General features: G+C 49.9%; 19 protein-coding genes and 1 pseudogene. 2 read left to right on the forward strand and 18 right to left on the reverse strand.

The features are described from left to right. From DWX28_RS09120 to DWX28_RS09160, 9 genes and pseudogenes are all read right to left on the reverse strand, one after another. Positions 1–653: VirB6/TrbL-like conjugal transfer protein, CD1112 family (locus tag DWX28_RS09120; RefSeq protein WP_118252525.1), on the reverse strand; the 653-nt coding region annotated here is incomplete at its 3' end. Positions 654–669: 16 nt separating this feature from the next. Further along, positions 670–765: pseudogene (locus tag DWX28_RS20325) on the reverse strand (Maff2 family mobile element protein); the annotation flags it as partial. An 85-nt stretch (positions 766–850) separates the two neighbouring features. Further along, a complete protein-coding gene (locus tag DWX28_RS09130; protein ID WP_002594230.1) occupies positions 851–2,476 on the reverse strand; it encodes a recombinase family protein in 1,626 nt (541 codons plus the stop codon). Positions 2,477–2,603: 127 nt separating this feature from the next. After that, positions 2,604–2,798 carry a transposon-encoded TnpW family protein gene (locus DWX28_RS09135; protein ID WP_002594231.1) on the reverse strand — a complete coding sequence of 65 codons (195 nt, stop codon included), beginning with the start codon at positions 2,796–2,798 and terminating at the stop codon, positions 2,604–2,606. Continuing rightward, positions 2,795–3,649 (reverse strand): ATP-binding protein, encoded by an 855-nt coding sequence (locus tag DWX28_RS09140; RefSeq protein WP_002594232.1) that lies wholly within the window; start codon positions 3,647–3,649, stop codon positions 2,795–2,797. Before DWX28_RS09140 ends, DWX28_RS09135 begins: the two co-directional genes overlap by 4 nt. After that, positions 3,646–4,386, reverse strand: a complete 741-nt coding sequence (locus DWX28_RS09145) for a replication initiator protein A (RefSeq protein WP_002594233.1) — start codon at positions 4,384–4,386, stop codon at positions 3,646–3,648. The genes DWX28_RS09140 and DWX28_RS09145 overlap by 4 nt, the downstream gene beginning before the upstream one ends. A 130-nt stretch (positions 4,387–4,516) precedes the next feature. Further along, positions 4,517–4,903, reverse strand: coding sequence for a cysteine-rich VLP domain-containing protein (locus tag DWX28_RS09150; protein WP_002594234.1), 387 nt, complete (start codon positions 4,901–4,903; stop codon positions 4,517–4,519). Then, entirely contained in the window at positions 4,893–6,518 is a 1,626-nt protein-coding gene (locus DWX28_RS09155) for a relaxase/mobilization nuclease domain-containing protein (protein ID WP_002594235.1), read from the reverse strand. The genes DWX28_RS09150 and DWX28_RS09155 overlap by 11 nt, the downstream gene beginning before the upstream one ends. Beyond that, the gene (locus DWX28_RS09160) at positions 6,490–6,885 is read right to left on the reverse strand and encodes a plasmid mobilization protein (RefSeq protein WP_002594236.1); all 396 of its coding nucleotides are present in this window, start codon (positions 6,883–6,885) and stop codon (positions 6,490–6,492) included. The genes DWX28_RS09155 and DWX28_RS09160 overlap by 29 nt, the downstream gene beginning before the upstream one ends. A gap of 349 nt (positions 6,886–7,234) precedes the next feature. Between DWX28_RS09160 and DWX28_RS20250 the strand changes: the two genes are divergently transcribed. Continuing rightward, complete coding sequence (locus DWX28_RS20250; RefSeq protein ID WP_007037420.1) at positions 7,235–7,360, forward strand: hypothetical protein; 126 nt, start codon at positions 7,235–7,237, stop codon at positions 7,358–7,360. A gap of 152 nt (positions 7,361–7,512) precedes the next feature. On the opposite strand, the gene DWX28_RS09170 is transcribed toward DWX28_RS20250, so the two are convergent. From DWX28_RS09170 to DWX28_RS09210, 9 genes are all read right to left on the reverse strand, one after another. Further along, positions 7,513–8,001, reverse strand: a complete 489-nt coding sequence (locus tag DWX28_RS09170) for a hypothetical protein (RefSeq protein WP_002569239.1) — start codon at positions 7,999–8,001, stop codon at positions 7,513–7,515. A gap of 114 nt (positions 8,002–8,115) precedes the next feature. Then, on the reverse strand, positions 8,116–8,421 hold the full coding sequence (locus DWX28_RS09175) for a hypothetical protein (RefSeq protein WP_002569240.1): 306 nt from the start codon (positions 8,419–8,421) through the stop codon (positions 8,116–8,118). Positions 8,422–8,584: 163 nt separating this feature from the next. Next, the gene (locus DWX28_RS09180; RefSeq protein ID WP_039909177.1) at positions 8,585–8,725 is read right to left on the reverse strand and encodes a Maff2 family mobile element protein; all 141 of its coding nucleotides are present in this window, start codon (positions 8,723–8,725) and stop codon (positions 8,585–8,587) included. Between the two features lie 209 nt (positions 8,726–8,934). Further along, positions 8,935–9,147, reverse strand: a complete 213-nt coding sequence (locus DWX28_RS09185; RefSeq protein ID WP_117524149.1) for a condensin complex subunit 2 — start codon at positions 9,145–9,147, stop codon at positions 8,935–8,937. Further along, a complete protein-coding gene (locus DWX28_RS09190; RefSeq protein ID WP_005928544.1) occupies positions 9,140–10,927 on the reverse strand; it encodes a VirD4-like conjugal transfer protein, CD1115 family in 1,788 nt (595 codons plus the stop codon). The genes DWX28_RS09185 and DWX28_RS09190 overlap by 8 nt, the downstream gene beginning before the upstream one ends. Continuing rightward, positions 10,924–11,400: a PcfB family protein gene (locus DWX28_RS09195; protein ID WP_005928540.1), complete on the reverse strand. Its 477-nt coding sequence runs from the start codon at positions 11,398–11,400 to the stop codon at positions 10,924–10,926. Before DWX28_RS09195 ends, DWX28_RS09190 begins: the two co-directional genes overlap by 4 nt. Positions 11,401–11,497: 97 nt before the next feature. Beyond that, on the reverse strand, positions 11,498–11,716 hold the full coding sequence (locus DWX28_RS09200) for a DUF5348 domain-containing protein (RefSeq protein ID WP_005422968.1): 219 nt from the start codon (positions 11,714–11,716) through the stop codon (positions 11,498–11,500). Positions 11,717–11,739: 23 nt separating this feature from the next. Then, positions 11,740–12,723 (reverse strand): DUF6017 domain-containing protein, encoded by a 984-nt coding sequence (locus DWX28_RS09205; protein ID WP_117524151.1) that lies wholly within the window; start codon positions 12,721–12,723, stop codon positions 11,740–11,742. Between the two features lie 210 nt (positions 12,724–12,933). Further along, entirely contained in the window at positions 12,934–13,296 is a 363-nt protein-coding gene (locus tag DWX28_RS09210) for a hypothetical protein (RefSeq protein ID WP_117524153.1), read from the reverse strand. Between the two features lie 273 nt (positions 13,297–13,569). Here DWX28_RS09210 and DWX28_RS09215 point away from each other — a divergent pair, with 273 nt between their 5' ends. Then, a complete protein-coding gene (locus DWX28_RS09215; RefSeq protein WP_022214834.1) occupies positions 13,570–14,142 on the forward strand; it encodes a xanthine phosphoribosyltransferase in 573 nt (190 codons plus the stop codon). Positions 14,143–14,150: the final 8 nt, after the last annotated feature.

The raw sequence follows: 14,150 nt of genomic DNA on the forward strand, positions 1-14,150 counted from the left end.
GGGTTCCCAAAATGCCCGCACACCGCCTTTGGATGAAAAGCGGCGCTTCTGGACGCGCGGTAAATTTCTATCATTCTGCCGTACAGGATAACCGTGATAAGCACCGACATGATTTTCATGCAAAGGCTCACAAGGCTTGTTTCCATAACGAGCATAAGCAGTTCGGGGATTTCCATAGCGTCAAGTCCGGCTTGCATGGACGAGAGGGCGGCGTCAACGTCGATATTCGTATCGCCGCCGATCACGCCCGCCGCGCCGGAAACAACGTGCTGCGCCATATCGAACACCGCCATAGTGATAGTAAAGGTGTGGGTAACGAGATACACCGCTACCCACGCCTTGAAAAACCACTTAAAGAACATGAACGTGTCAATATCGTGCATATTGTTCTTTTCCGTTACCATGCTGATAAGCTCCACGCATAGAACGTAGGTAATAACAAGCCCCGCAATGGGTACAATCACATTTTCCGACAAGCTCTGTATCATGGAAAATATGCCTGCGTTCCACCCCTGCGGGGTTTGTCCTACCTCTGCGGCGATAGTTCCGACTTTTTCGTTTACGTCCCCGAACATAGTTGACAGATTACCGTTAATGGCTCCAATGAGGATTTCCTTTATCCATTCGTTAATCGCGTCAAGTATGCTCTGCATAGGCTAACCCCGCCGCTTAACCGAACAGTCCGGCAAGCAGAGGTACGAGGGTGCCGCCGATAAGGGCAACGCCGCCGCCCGCCATGAGCTGTTTCATGCCCTGGCTTTTTGCTTATGTGTGATAAAGAAGTAATAGAAGTGTAAAAAATTTTGCCGTTCCTATCCGGCACATGAGGTATGTCGGATAGGTCGGGCGGTTAGGTGTCGGGCAGTTCTACCTTGCCGACAAAAGAATAATAGATTTCGATTTCCTGTCTGCGTAACTTGCCCCGGCGTTTCCCGTCAAGGGCAACGCTTTCATGGACAACGATTTTCTCCACAAACTCCCGCAGCAGAGTAGGGGTAAGTTCTTCAATGGTAGTGTGCCTGCGTACCACATTCATAAACTTTTCAGCGTTTGCGGTGGCTTCCTGCGCTTTGGAAAGTTCTTCCCGCAGTCTGGCGGCACGTTCTTTCAGTTCTTTCTGCTCGGCTTCATAGTCTGCCGACAGCTCTGTGAAACGCTCGTCCGATATGCGCCCGGTTACGCTGTCCTCATACAGCCGCTTGAAGATAGCAGATAACTCGGCTATGCGTTTCTCGGCGGCTTCCAGCTCCTTTTTCTTGGCGGCGTTCCTGCGTCTGTCCCCGTCCTCATTCTGCTCGATTAAAAGCTTCATAAACCGGGCTTCATGCTTTGCCGCATAGCTGGTAACTTTCCGCAGATTGGAGAGTACGCCAGCGGTCAAGAGGTCAGTGCGGATAAAGTGCGCTGTGCAGTCGGCGGTGCGTTTCTTGTAGCTTCCGCAGATATAACAGTCCTGCTTGCGCTTGTCCGTCTGGTATCGCTGCTGGTACATGACGCTGCCGCAGTCGGCACAAAAGAGTATGCCGGAGAACAAGCCCACTTCGTCATAACGGTTGGGGCGTTTGCGCTGCTTGCGTAACTCCTGCACCCGTTCCCACGTTTCCCGGTCAATGATAGGCTCATGGTGGTTCTCAAAAACCGCCTGCTTTTCCGGGGGATTTTCTATGCTGTGTTTCAGCTTGTAGGACGGCTTCTCGGTCTTAAAGTTTACCAGACAGCCCGTATATTCCCGGTTTTCCAGCAGATGAACCACGGTATTGGTCGCCCACTTGCACTCATAGCCGGGGTGGTAGCGGCGGGTGCTGCCCGTCCTGCGGTATTCCAGCGTCCCCGGCGTGGGGATTTGCTGCTCGGTCAGCATACGGGCTATCTTGGTCGGACCGTTCCCGGCAAGGCAAAGGCTGTAAATCTGCCGTACCACCGGGGCGGCTTCCTCGTCAATGATAAAGTTTTCGTCCTCGTCCATGAGGTAGCCATAGACGGGCTTGCTTGTGATGGGCTTTCCGCTCATGCCCTTAGAGCGTTTTACTGCCTTGATTTTCTTGCTCGTATCTCTCACCAGCCATTCGTTAAAAATGTTCCGCAGCGGGGCAAAATCATTTTCCCCCTGTGCGCTGTCCACTCCGTCATTGATAGCGATGAAGCGGACACCTTTCTGTGGGAAAATCATTTCTGTGTACATTCCCACCTGTAAGTAGTTTCGCCCTAACCTCGACATATCCTTGACGATAACTGTCCCGACTTTCCCTGCTTCAATGTCTGCAAGCATGGCTTGAAATCCGGGTCTTTGAAAGTTCGCACCGGAATAACCGTCGTCGGTGTACCAGCGCAGATTAGAAAATCCATTCTGTTTGGCATAGGTTTCCAAAATCCTCTTTTGGTTGGAAATGGAATTGCTCTCGCCTTGCAGCTCGTCCTCATGGGACAGTCTTGGGTAAAGGGCGGTAATGAGTTGCTGGGTGGTCTGTCTTAACATAAATTCCTCCGTTTCCGACAGCCAGCCCCACTATTCCGTACCTTGATTGTACCACATGGGGCGGCTGTCTGTATAGCGGCAAAAGCGTCAAATCTGCTTCTTTACGGTCGGTAAAAATGACGGTTTTTCAATCAGGCTTATCACAGGTCAAATATCCGGCGGCGGCTTCTGCTTCCAGCACTTTCATCATCTTGTCAGCGGCGGTGTCGGTCGCCCCCTCCTTGAAAAAGCCAGACACCACAAGGATTGTGTTGCCTATCCTCGTTTCGGTCACGCAGTCCGGGCGGCGGGCAGGGCGTTTGTTTCTCTGGGTGTCGGTCATAGGCAAATCTCCTTTCCGGCAAGCAGCCGTTTCAGCTGTTCCATTTTTCCCTGTGCGGCGGCTTTCCTCAAATTCTCCCCGGTAAAGCAGAGAGGGGAACACATTTCAAGCAGGCGGTCATAAATCCGGGCGTGGGCGGTGTCCTCCGGGTGCTGCAATTCCTCCAGCGTGAGGTTGGTCGTCACAATCAGCGGCTTCCTGCTCCGGTAGCGGCTGTCAATCACATTGTAGACCTGTTCCAGACCGTATTCTGTGCCACGCTCCATTCCAAAATCGTCAATGATGAGCAGGGGGAAGCTGCAAAGGCGGGAAATATATTCGTTCCTGCCCGCAAAGCTGGCGGCAAGGTCGTTTAATATTGCTGCAAAGTTTGTCATGCACACCGGGACTTCCTGCTCCATGAGGGCGTTTGCAATACACCCGGCAAAATAGCTTTTCCCAGTGCCTACCCTGCCCCACAAGAGCAGCCCGTAGTTCCCGTCCTTTATCTGTTCCCAGCGTGCCACATATCCGGCGGCGTTCTTCATCTGCGGGCAGCTGCCGTTATCGTTGGCAAATGTCCAGTCCTGCATGGTCTTGTCTGTAAAGCCCTGCCGTTTCAGCCGTTCCACCGTTTCAAGGTGGCTGCGCCGCTTCTCGGCGGCTTCCCGTTCCTTACGGGCTGCCCGCTGGCAGTCGCACTCTGACGGGTGGCGGTCACGCCCGAAAAAGGTCTTGCCCTCCGGGAAATAGGCTTCTTTGGGTTTCCGGCATTTGCCGCAGTATAAAAGCCCGTCCTCCCCGGTGTAATCCTCCGGCTCGGCTGTGGTGTCGGTCATAGGCAGTATGGTGTTGTGGATTGTATCGGTCATAGGCTTTCTCCCTCCTTGAATGAATAGTCCGGTATGCCTTTCTTTGGCTTCTCTTTGGCAGCGTCCTCCTGCGCCCACTTGTAAATGGTGGCTGCATGGCTCTGGTACTGCTTCCCGGTGGAAGCGATGTGGCAGGAAAGGCGGTCAAGGTAATACTCCCACTTGCCGGGGAAGTCCTGTTCCAGCTCCAAAAGTTCTGTGTCAGAAAGAAATACATTTTTATATCTGCCATAAGCGGCGGGGGGCTGCCCCTCACTCGCTCCTTTTGTTTGGCTCTCTATTAGGTTGTTTATATTAGTTTGGTTAGGGGACGGTTTTCCGACCGTCATAAGGTCAGTTTTCCGGCTGTCAGTTGGTCGGTTTCCCGCCCTTATGAGGGGCGGTTTTCCGTCCGTCAGTTGGTCGGAAAACTGTACCACTGGGATAGGCGGCACTTTCACATACAGACGGTTGGCGGCAGAAAAGCCCGTCCGTCTGCGTTCCAGCAGCCCGGCAGCGTCCAGTTCGTTCAGTGCGCCCTTTATGGTGGTGCAGCCTTTATCCAGCATTTCCGCTATCTCTGCTATGGGGTAGACAATGTATGTCCGTCCCTCGCTGTCCTGCCAGCCGTTCTTCTGCGAAAGGGTGGAACGGTCTAACAGCAGCGCATATAACTCTCTTGCGGTGTGGGATAGGTCTGTTTCCAGCAGGAAACGGGGGTAAGGCAGGTAAGCGGGCAGCTCCGTTCCTGCGGTCATATAATCAGCGATAGGGTTCACCTCCTTGTGGTGTCTGTCTGTGGGTTCTGTTACGCTTTTAGGGGGCGTTTTTAAGGGAAAAGGATAAATGTATCACGCACCCTTTGACACCCTCCAAAAAAGCCTTGATTTATGCGGGTTTGAAATGCCCTAAAGCGTGACATTTCTCCCTTTGTTTCCGCTTCCGTTTGGCGGCGTTTATCCGCTTCATGCGTCCGGCGCAGTCCGGGCAGTATTTCCCCCGGTTGGATTTTGGGAAGAAGAACGCCCCGCAGACAGCGCAGCGTTTCCGGCTTCCCCGGCGCAAGAGGGCGGCTTCCAGTGCTTCATCAAGGGGCAGGACAGCGGCGGTAAACCAGCGGCAGAGCAGCGAATAGCTGATACTCTGTACACACACGCAAGGCTCGCCGTCCTCCAACAGCAGGCAGTTCCCGCTGTCATAGTTGCAGCACTCATGCACAAGGCGGCGGGCTGCCCGGTACTGGCGGTAGTCCATGCGGGGGATATTACCGTTCATGGCTCTGCTCCTTTCTGCGCTGCGGCTCGCTCCGGCGTAAAATCTGGTCGATATTGCCCTTGACAGTCTGCAAGCGGCGGTACTCCTCCCGTTTTGCCCGGTAATCGTTGTAGCCGCTGTTTTTCTCTTTGATAAGGCTTTCAATCTCTGCTTGCAGGGATTTATAGCTCGGCAGCTTGGAAATGCCGTTCTCCCTGAAATAGCGGGCGGCTGCGTCTGCTATGATAAAGTCACTTTCATGCTTCTGACGGTAGGCTGCTTTTGCTTTGGCGTTTTTCTGCTGTTTCAGCCCGTCCCGGACAGGGCGGGTCTTGGAATAGGCAAGCACCTGCCGTTGCAGCTCCTTTTTCCCGTTCAGCGTCTTTTCCACCTGCTTCAACCACGCAAGGCTTTCCTGCATGGCGGCATAGGCGGCAGAACAGGCTTCGTCCAGTTCCTCCGGGGAGGAAAAGCCGTACTGCTGATAGGCGGTAACGGTAGCTGCCATTTGCTTTAGGTTGTGCTTTGCCGCCCAGCGGTCATAGCCCACGCCCTTGCCCTCGGCTCGCTTGGCTTCCCGGTCAACCATGCGCTGCAAGGTGTTGTCTGCCGGGGTGGTTTTTGCAGCTTTTTCCCCTTGTAACGGCTTTTTAACTGCGGCAGGGTATTCGGGTATGGCTTTGGTCTGTTCGGCAGCTCTGTGGGCGTTCTGCGTGAGCAGGGCAAGGACAGCAGCCTTGTCAAAATCGTCCCCCAGCTTTCGGGCTGTGATAGGCTTTGTCCTGTCCGGCGTGAGGTAGGAAAGCCGCCCCCGGCTCTCCTTGACGGTCACACCCTCCCGCAGCAAAAGGGAAGAAAACTCGTCAAAGCTGCCAGCTTGGGAAAGTGCCTGCCGTATCGTCCGGCGCAGCTTCGCCTTGTCCGTTTCAAACTTGGTGGGCTTGGTCGGCTGTCCGGCGGCTTCTCTGGCGGCGTTCTCTTTGTCAAGGGCAAGCTGCCCTTTCTTTGCCGCCCAGTATTCCCGTTCGGTTATCCGTTCCTTGCTGCCGTTCAAGAGGTCGATTTGGTAAAGCCCCTCCCGGTGGCACATTTCCATGACTTCGCTCTTGAAATATTCCATAGCGGCGTTGGTGCAGCGGTGCTTGCAGCCCTCCAGCGTGTCGGCTGGTCTGTCCATGTAGGGCAGAAGCGGGACTTCGTAAATCCGCAGGGAGTTGATGACGATATGCACATGGATATTCCCGCTGTGGTTATGCCCGTCCGGGTGGGTGCAGATTAGGGCTTGGTGTCCGGGGAAATGCTCCTTGCAGAACTGCTCGCCCAGCTCCTGCGCCCGGTCTACGGTCAAGCCGTTGTCTGTCCCGTCCCGTGGGTCAAAGCTGATGATATAGTGGTGGCTTTTCACATCTTCCCGTTTTTGGTTTTTCTCATAGCGGAGATTGGCTCGCATACAGGCAACAGCGAAATCCTCGCCCCCGCAGTTGAGGGAAGAAATGCGGTAATCCTCCCTCGGTATCAGCCGCCCGTTTTCATCAAGGGTGGCTTTCATGGTAAACTCGTCATGCTCAAATGTGAGATAGGCTTCCGCTGCGCCATAGTCGGCGTTTTTAGAGCTGATATGTTTGAATGTTGCCAACAGCGTCACCCACTTTCTGCAAGACTTCAAACTTTAGGGCAGCAAGGTCGGAAACCGCCGCCCGTACCTCCCCGGCAAGCTGCGGATAGGGACTGTGCCACTCGTTCAGCGTCCGGGCTATCTGGTTTAAGTTGCCGCCGATCCTCCCGTATTCGGCGGTCAGCTTCCCGACAGCGGCAAGCAGCTCGTCATTGATGGGGGAAACGGTTATGATGGGGCGTATGGCTGCCCCGGTTATGGCTTGCCGGATAAACTCGGCTTGGCTCATGTGGTAAGCAGAAAGCCGCTGGGCAAACTCGGCGTATTCTTCCTCGGTCATGCGTGTTTTGACTACCCGGCTGCGGTGCGGCGTGTTGTATCGTTTCATAGGTGGTTGACCTCCTTTCTGTGCGTGGTGTCCTCTCACTAATAGGAGAAAAACAGGGTGTGAAGCGGAACTGTTTTTGAAAAATCCGAAAAATATTTTGAGGGGTTTTTCAGCGGCGCAAGCCGCATAAGCAGGGTTTGGGGAAGGCACTCCCCAACAAGATTCCCGCAGGGGCAAAATGAGCGATAAGCGAATTTTGGCACCTCGGTAGAATCTTGCTCTAAGAAACTGCCGGCCTGCCGTTCACTTGCTACTGCCACTTTTTCAGAAAATCTATAACCAGCTTTTTTTATAAAAGGCTGCGGGCTGGCGTTTTTCCCTTACTCCCTACAAACCACAAAAGAGCAGAATGGACGGACTTTCCGGCAAGAACTTTTCCGGCGGCTCGGTCTTTCCCGACAATAAGGCGTTTCGGAAGCTGCGTTTTGCCCGCTGTCTGAAAAAAATGGCAGCCTTTTTTGGTTTCACTGTCTAATACGGAACTTTTGGAAATTTGCCAAAAATGGACGCAAAAAAAGCAGCAAATCTTTTTCGGATTTACTGCTTCATGTGCCGCTGCGGTGCGGCGGGATGGATATTCAGTTGAAATAAAAGAGGATGGTGGTACTTTAGTCTATCGACTCTTTACTAACTATTAGGTAATCTTGAAAGATTTTCCTTGAATTTATCTAAAGAATGTTCATTGTTTCCCGCAAAAATAAGTGGAATTGTATATTCATATGATATGCCATTTTCATAGTCCGATAATTGTATTTTTATAGTATCATCCCTCTCATCTTTAGGTGCTATATATATGAATGAATTTTTATTTATATCAGATATTTTCCCTTTTTCAGAAGAAACAGTATAACCCCAGTCTGTTAAATTTGTCTTTATTGTAACTTCTGTTTCTGTTTCTTTTCTAGTCTGCAATGCTGTTTTATCGATTTGGATATCAAAAGGAGTCGAACCTAACAATTCACTGTTTATATTTACAAGTTCTTCTCCATTTGTTTTAGAAATATTAGATTCATCTTCATAATTTTGTTGAGATTCATCTTTTGGTGTTTCTCTGTTACATCCTAATAAAAAGCATAAAATAATTAGTACTAATACAGAAAGTTGTTTTTTTTGCATTTATTTCTCCTTTCATATTATCAAAGAAAGCACTGAGAGTACTTTCAAGAAATTATGAAATATTCTCAATGCTTTCTATTTTTTGATTATAAACTTGCCGGTAATGATACTATGTTAATTTATCTCTTTCGCGTAACCTTTGTTGCAATATACACATGCACCATTCACCCATTTGTGAGACATTTCAATCGTCTCAACTTCATAAATGCTTACTTCTCCACAAATTAAACATTGTTTGTAATTATATACATGACGTGTCGCACATTTATCCCAGTCATCATATATACCAGGCATTTCATCTTCATATCCATAGTACTGGGGAGAACCCCAACTATGAGTATGAGCGGCAAATACAGTCATTGGAGCAGCTACAATTCCAGCTACTACTGAAAGTGCTAAAATAGATTTTCTTAAATTCATAAGTTCCTCCCTTTCCTTAAAAATACATAGCTCTTTGTTACATTGTCATTTTAACATAATAATTGGTAAAATGCAATAATTTATTTTCTATTTACGAGAAAATACTGTGCATATTATCTTATTTAGGAATAGTTAAGGCGGCTACCTAAATCTTTTTATTACTTTACCGCACATGAGCATTCGCGCCCGGATTGTCGTTTCCGTAGCCCTCCAAGAGGTTGATAACGCCCCAAATGCCAAGACCTGCTCCGAGAGCGATAACGAGTGTCTGCAAAACGCCTACTGCGCTGTTGAAAAATGCCATAATATAACTCCTTTCTGCCGCTGTGCGGCTGCCCGAAAAAGGGCATAAAAAACGGCGGTCAGTTTTCGATAACTGCCGCGGTCATAAGTCCCCGCGCTGCGTTTGTTGCTGCTGCGCGGCGGTATTCAGTTGTAGGGTGCGGCTTCCTGCCGCGATACGCGCAAGGAGTAGGGGCGCGTACCATGTAGCCCGTGTTTATTATTTTTACTTTAAGCTCCCTCCTTTTCAAAAAGCGGTGTGTAGACAGGCTTAATGCCGTACTGCCGTTCCCGGACAGCTTCGATATACTTGATATAGGAAATACCTGCCTGTCTTGTCCTGCGTTCCTGTTCCCGCTGCATTTCCTCGGCAGCTTCCACAAGCCCGCTGATAGCCCGGATTAGCTGCTGTTTTGCCTTTTTCTTTCTGATACGCTTATTCATTTTCTGTGTCCTCCTGCAAATCTGCTTCGTCAACTTCGTAATAGTCAAATACCTCGTCCGGCTTTACGATTGCAGGACGGCGGCGCAAGTGCTTTTCCATGTCAAAGGCATTTTTCTTGTCAAAGTCGGAAAGGTACTTGTACTTCGGGTGTTTGGTAATATCGTATTTTTCGGAGAAGAACGGACGCACCCCGCGTAGTTGCAAGATACATTTCCCGCCGTCCATGACCGCAATTTCATCTTCGCTCATAAGCTGCTTGCCTAACTTCTGATAGTTCAGCCCGTGGGAAAGCTCCCGTCCTCTTGTTTCGGAAGTGTTGAAGCTGTCAATGGTTTCTTTCCCCAAGATTTCCGACATTTCTTTAAGGGTCGTTTTCTCCTTGCCGCCCAAGAACAGGGTCGTATCGCAGTTGCCGACAATGGTATCGGCGTTGTCCTTGTAGATAGCCTTTAGCTGCGACTGGCTCTGCAAGATGATGGACGCGGAGATTTCGCGGCTCCTTATCGTGGCAATGAGTTTTTCAAACTTCGGTATCTGCCCGATATTTGCAAACTCGTCAAGCAGACAGCGCACATGAACAGGTAGCCGCCCGCCGTACACATCATCTGCCTTGTCACAAAGCAGATTGAAAAGCTGTGTGTAAAGGATTGATACAACAAAGTTAAAGGTGTCGTCGGTGTCGGAGATAATAACAAAAAGCGCGGTCTTTCGGTCGCCTAAGGTGTCAAGCTCCATTTCGTCGGTTTCCATCAGCTCGCGCAGTTCCCGAATGTCAAAGGGGGCAAGACGCGCACCGCAGGAAATGAGGATAGAGCTTCTTGTTTTTCCGGCAGACAGCAAAAACTTCTTGTACTGGCGCACCGCAAAATGTTCCGGGTCTTTTTCCTCCAAGCGTTCAAACATGAGGTCAACGGGGGATTGAAATTCCGGGTCGTCCTCGCGGGCTTCCGACGCATTTATCATTTCAAGCAGCGTCGTAAAGTTTTTCTCATTCTCCGGGGCTTCGTACCAGATGTAGCCGATAAGGGCGCAGTAAAAAAGCCGTTCCGATTTCACCCAAAAATCCTCGCCGGATTTTTCCCCGTCGCCTTTGGTGTTGGCGATAATGGTATTTACCAGTTTCAAAATATCCTTTTCGCTGCGCAGATAGGCGAAGGGATTGTACCGCATGGATTTCTTGAAATTGATGGTGTTTAGCACCTTGATTTTGTACCCGCCCCGCTGCAAGAGCTTTCCACACTCGATTAAAACCGTTCCTTTCGGGTCTGTGACAACATAGCTGCTGTGCATTTGCATTAAGTTGGGCTTTACAAAAAACCTTGTTTTGCCGCTGCCGGAGCCGCCGATGACAAGCACGTTTTTGTTTCTTGCATACTTCGGGTGCTTCGGGCGGCTGCTCATCATCAGCCTTTCGGTCTGCGTCAGCAGCACGTTATTTTCAAACATGGGGTCGATATATGGCTTTATATCCTCGGCATTGCCCCAACGTGCAGAGCCGTACTCCATGCCCTTACGGTATTTCTTTGCGTTCTTGCCTTTCACATAGACCGCAAGCCGGATAACGACAGCCCCGACAATGCCGATAAGCAAATCCATAGGGTTAAAACTCGGCAGGGCATTTGAAAAGGCAGCGGAAAAGCCGCTGCCAATGGAAACCAGCTTGCCGGAGAGGTCAGCCCCCGGCGAGAGCCGCACCGCCTGTCCGACTTTATCAAAGAGATACACAAAGAGCAGATAGGGGGCGTTTAGGATAAGCAGCTTCTTGATATTCGGCTTCATAGCGATACCTCCCTGTCCTTGTATTTTGTCTTTTGACGGTTCGCGTTAAGCTGCTTTGCTGCTTCCCGGAATGTGGCAAGTGCCTTTCGGATAGAGGGCTTTTGCTCCTGTGTCAGCTTCTTTGCGGAAAACTCCTTAAAGGCTGCGGTCAGAGCGTCCGCGTCCCGCCCCTTGAAAAAGACGAGATAACGGGGCGGCGTTTCGGTGCTGTCTTTCTTTAGGGCAAAGTCGATACCGTATTTTTTTGCCGTCTGCTCAAAGGCTTTGATATTGCCCTCGGTTATCTCAATGTTGGATAGCCCCGCGTTCTGCTTCGCAAGCTGCTTTAGGGTCTGCTTCCCGTGGGGCTGTTTTTCCTGCTGCTTTTTTGCCTGTGCAAGCATGGCTTTGATTGCCTTTTGCAGCGTTTCAGCGGTCAGCTTCGCTCCCTTGACAGAGAGCGCAACCACTTTTTCGTTGATTTCATCTTGCAATGTTTACCGTCCTCCTTTCCCGGTAGTAGTGATAGTGTTAAGGTGGTACGCCGCTTTTGGGCGTGAAAAAAGGGCGTCCGTTCTTCACGCCGCCCCGTTAAATCCGCACCCGCAGCCCGTTCAAGTCCTCGGCGCGGATACCTACAAGATACCAGTTGTCCCCGTACTCAATCCGGGTCGGCTTCCATTTGCCGCCTGTGAATACGTCCATGCACTCGCCGCAATGCAAGCCGCCGTAATAGTCGGCAATATCAAAGCGAATATCGTAGCGGTCAGCGGTTTCGTCAAAAATTAAAGCTCCTGTTTTCTGTGCCATGTGGTAAATCCTCCTTTTTTCGTTTACAGGCTTTCGCCCTCGTTGTAGGTGTAGTAGTCCGGGTCGCCGTATTTAGGCTTGCCGGATAATGCGCCGCTTGCCATGTCGTGAGCGACAAGGGAAGTATAGTAGCTGTCAATGGTAGACGGGGCATTGAAAAGCACCGCCTTTAGGTACTGCTTGATGTTGCGGATTTTCGTGGTGTTCTCCTGCATACAGTCAAGCACAAAGCGGATATGTTCGCTGTTCAGCTTCATAAACTTTGACTTCACAAGCTCGGCGGGGTAATCGTCCCCGGCAATACGGATTTTCTTTCTTGCCGTACAGACGGTTTCAAGCATGAGGTCAACAATTTCATTCAGACGGTCGCGGTCAAGGCTTCTGTCCTGTAAGAGAATGTCATAGGCGATATTGTCTTTGATAATTTCCTCATACACTCTGTAAGCGTCGTTCCTTTCCGTTCTTTTCCGTTCCGGCGGCTGTGCCGTTTCGTCCTCGCCATAAGGCAAGGGATTTAGGGAATGGATAGGAATGGAATGGGTACTTGATAAATCCGTATTTGATTTTTCTTTTTTTGGTAAGTTAGTTCTTTGTATATCTTTATTTAATTGCGTTGGATTTTCCAACGTAGGTTTTTCCTGCGTAGGTTTTTCCAACGTTGGATTATCCAATGTTGGATTTTCCAATGTAGGTAAATCCGATACAGGCGGGGTCTGCGGCTGCTCAAAGATTACATAGTCTGTGCCGCGCAAGCGTCCTTTCTCGTCGCGCTCCCTTGAACGGACGATATACCCGGCGCGTTCCAGTTCCTTAACGGCTTCCCGGATAGCGTCGATTTTCTCCCGGTTGATAAAGGACAGCCCCGCAAGGGTATAGTCCCAATCCTCCGGCAAGGACAGCATTTGCGATAACAGCCCTTTTGCCTTTAGGGATAGCTCCTTATTGCGTAAGTGGTGGTTGCTCATAACCGTATAGCCCTTGTTGCGCTCCACTCTGAAAACTGCCATAGCTTCATCACTCCTTTGCTGCATACCTGTTACGCAATAGAAACGCGATTTTGAGGGTTTAGGTATCAATCCCTTATCCGCTGAAAACCGCGCCCGCAAAGCCGCATAAATCAAGGGCTTTTTCCTGCCTACTGCGTAACAAAGGGCATGAAAAAAGCGGCGTTCCTGTTCTTCCTTGTGGGAAGTGAGAAACGCCGCCTGTGCGGTGCGTTATTCTGCTTCTTCGGCTATGAGGTCTTGTATGACTTCGCCAAAGTCTGCCGTAAAGGAAAAAATGAAGTATTCCAAAACGGCGGGGTCTGCGTCCATAGGCTCGGCTTCTTCGGAAAAGGGCAAGCCCATAAGCCCATAGAGCATTTTTATGATTTTGAACAGCTTCCCCCGGTCGGCGGGGGTGTTCATGGTAACAAGTACGTCGGTCAAGCGGTTTACGGTTTCCATGTCGCCGCCTGTCGTTACCCATACCATTTCTGCGAATGACTGCGTGATTGCCCCGGCGACAAGGTTTACCTTATCCTTGCTGATTTCGCCGGACGGGAGTATAATACCCTTGTCTAAAAGTACGTTTTTCATGTCGTCCTCCTATAATCTGTGGTGCCAAAATGGTGCCCGGTCTTACAAAATCATCTTATACGGAGATACGGCAAGATAAATGACGATACGCGGAAAACCTTGATTTTAAGCCATTTTCGCAAGGTTTTATAAACACTTGCGCGGGCTTATAAGAAGATTTCCGTCTATCAAATCAATAAAAAATTTGTCGAAAAGAATTGAACTTCTGCGAAGAATAGAGTATCATAAATATAATTTTACAAAAACGAGAATTTTAGTCAAAGGAGATATAACATGCAGCTTTTAAAAGACCGTATACTGAAAGATGGAATCGTGAAACCAGGAAATATTTTGAAAGTAGACAGTTTTTTGAATCACCAGATGGACATTACTCTGATCAATGAGATCGGCAAAGAATTCAAGAGACGTTTTGCTGACTGCCCGATTACCAAGATCCTTACGATCGAAGCATCTGGAATCGGAATTGCCTGTATCGCAGCACAGTATTTTGATGTTCCTGTAGTTTTTGCCAAGAAGGCACAGAGCCTGAATCTGGATGGTGAGATGTACTGTTCCAAGGTAGAATCTTTCACCCACAAGAAAGTTTATGACGTGATCTTATCCAAGAAATTTCTCGGACCGGAAGACCATGTTCTCCTGATCGATGATTTCCTTGCCAACGGATGTGCACTGCTCGGCCTGATCGAGATCGTCAAAGAATCCGGAGCTACCCTTGAAGGTGCCGGAATCGTGATCGAGAAAGGTTTCCAGAACGGCGGACAGAAGATCCGTGACATGGGTGTTCGTCTGGAATCTCTTGCGATCGTTGACTCTATGACTGATGATTCTCTGACATTCCGCGAGTAATTTTTTAC

The organism is Blautia sp. AF19-10LB (assembly GCF_003461245.1).
Lineage (GTDB): Bacteria > Bacillota > Clostridia > Lachnospirales > Lachnospiraceae > Blautia_A > Blautia_A intestinihominis.

What these genes read in the sequence shown, in the direction of transcription:
- DWX28_RS09160 (WP_002594236.1), bottom strand. Translation starts at nt 6,885, where the DNA reads ATGAAACGATACAACACGCCGCACCGCAGCCGGGTAGTCAAAACACGC.
- DWX28_RS09190 (WP_005928544.1), bottom strand. Translation starts at nt 10,927, where the DNA reads ATGAAGCCGAATATCAAGAAGCTGCTTATCCTAAACGCCCCCTATCTG.
- DWX28_RS09205 (WP_117524151.1), bottom strand. Translation starts at nt 12,723, where the DNA reads ATGGCAGTTTTCAGAGTGGAGCGCAACAAGGGCTATACGGTTATGAGC.
- DWX28_RS09130 (WP_002594230.1), bottom strand. Translation starts at nt 2,476, where the DNA reads ATGTTAAGACAGACCACCCAGCAACTCATTACCGCCCTTTACCCAAGA.
- DWX28_RS09145 (WP_002594233.1), bottom strand. Translation starts at nt 4,386, where the DNA reads ATGACCGCAGGAACGGAGCTGCCCGCTTACCTGCCTTACCCCCGTTTC.
- DWX28_RS09200 (WP_005422968.1), bottom strand. Translation starts at nt 11,716, where the DNA reads ATGGCACAGAAAACAGGAGCTTTAATTTTTGACGAAACCGCTGACCGC.
- DWX28_RS09175 (WP_002569240.1), bottom strand. Translation starts at nt 8,421, where the DNA reads ATGAATTTAAGAAAATCTATTTTAGCACTTTCAGTAGTAGCTGGAATT.
- DWX28_RS09150 (WP_002594234.1), bottom strand. Translation starts at nt 4,903, where the DNA reads ATGAACGGTAATATCCCCCGCATGGACTACCGCCAGTACCGGGCAGCC.
- DWX28_RS09215 (WP_022214834.1), top strand. Translation starts at nt 13,570, where the DNA reads ATGCAGCTTTTAAAAGACCGTATACTGAAAGATGGAATCGTGAAACCA.
- DWX28_RS09185 (WP_117524149.1), bottom strand. Translation starts at nt 9,147, where the DNA reads ATGAATAAGCGTATCAGAAAGAAAAAGGCAAAACAGCAGCTAATCCGG.
- DWX28_RS09210 (WP_117524153.1), bottom strand. Translation starts at nt 13,296, where the DNA reads ATGAAAAACGTACTTTTAGACAAGGGTATTATACTCCCGTCCGGCGAA.
- DWX28_RS09180 (WP_039909177.1), bottom strand. Translation starts at nt 8,725, where the DNA reads ATGGCATTTTTCAACAGCGCAGTAGGCGTTTTGCAGACACTCGTTATC.
- DWX28_RS20250 (WP_007037420.1), top strand. Translation starts at nt 7,235, where the DNA reads ATGGACGGACTTTCCGGCAAGAACTTTTCCGGCGGCTCGGTCTTTCCC.
- DWX28_RS09170 (WP_002569239.1), bottom strand. Translation starts at nt 8,001, where the DNA reads ATGCAAAAAAAACAACTTTCTGTATTAGTACTAATTATTTTATGCTTT.
- DWX28_RS09135 (WP_002594231.1), bottom strand. Translation starts at nt 2,798, where the DNA reads ATGACCGACACCCAGAGAAACAAACGCCCTGCCCGCCGCCCGGACTGC.
- DWX28_RS09140 (WP_002594232.1), bottom strand. Translation starts at nt 3,649, where the DNA reads ATGACCGATACAATCCACAACACCATACTGCCTATGACCGACACCACA.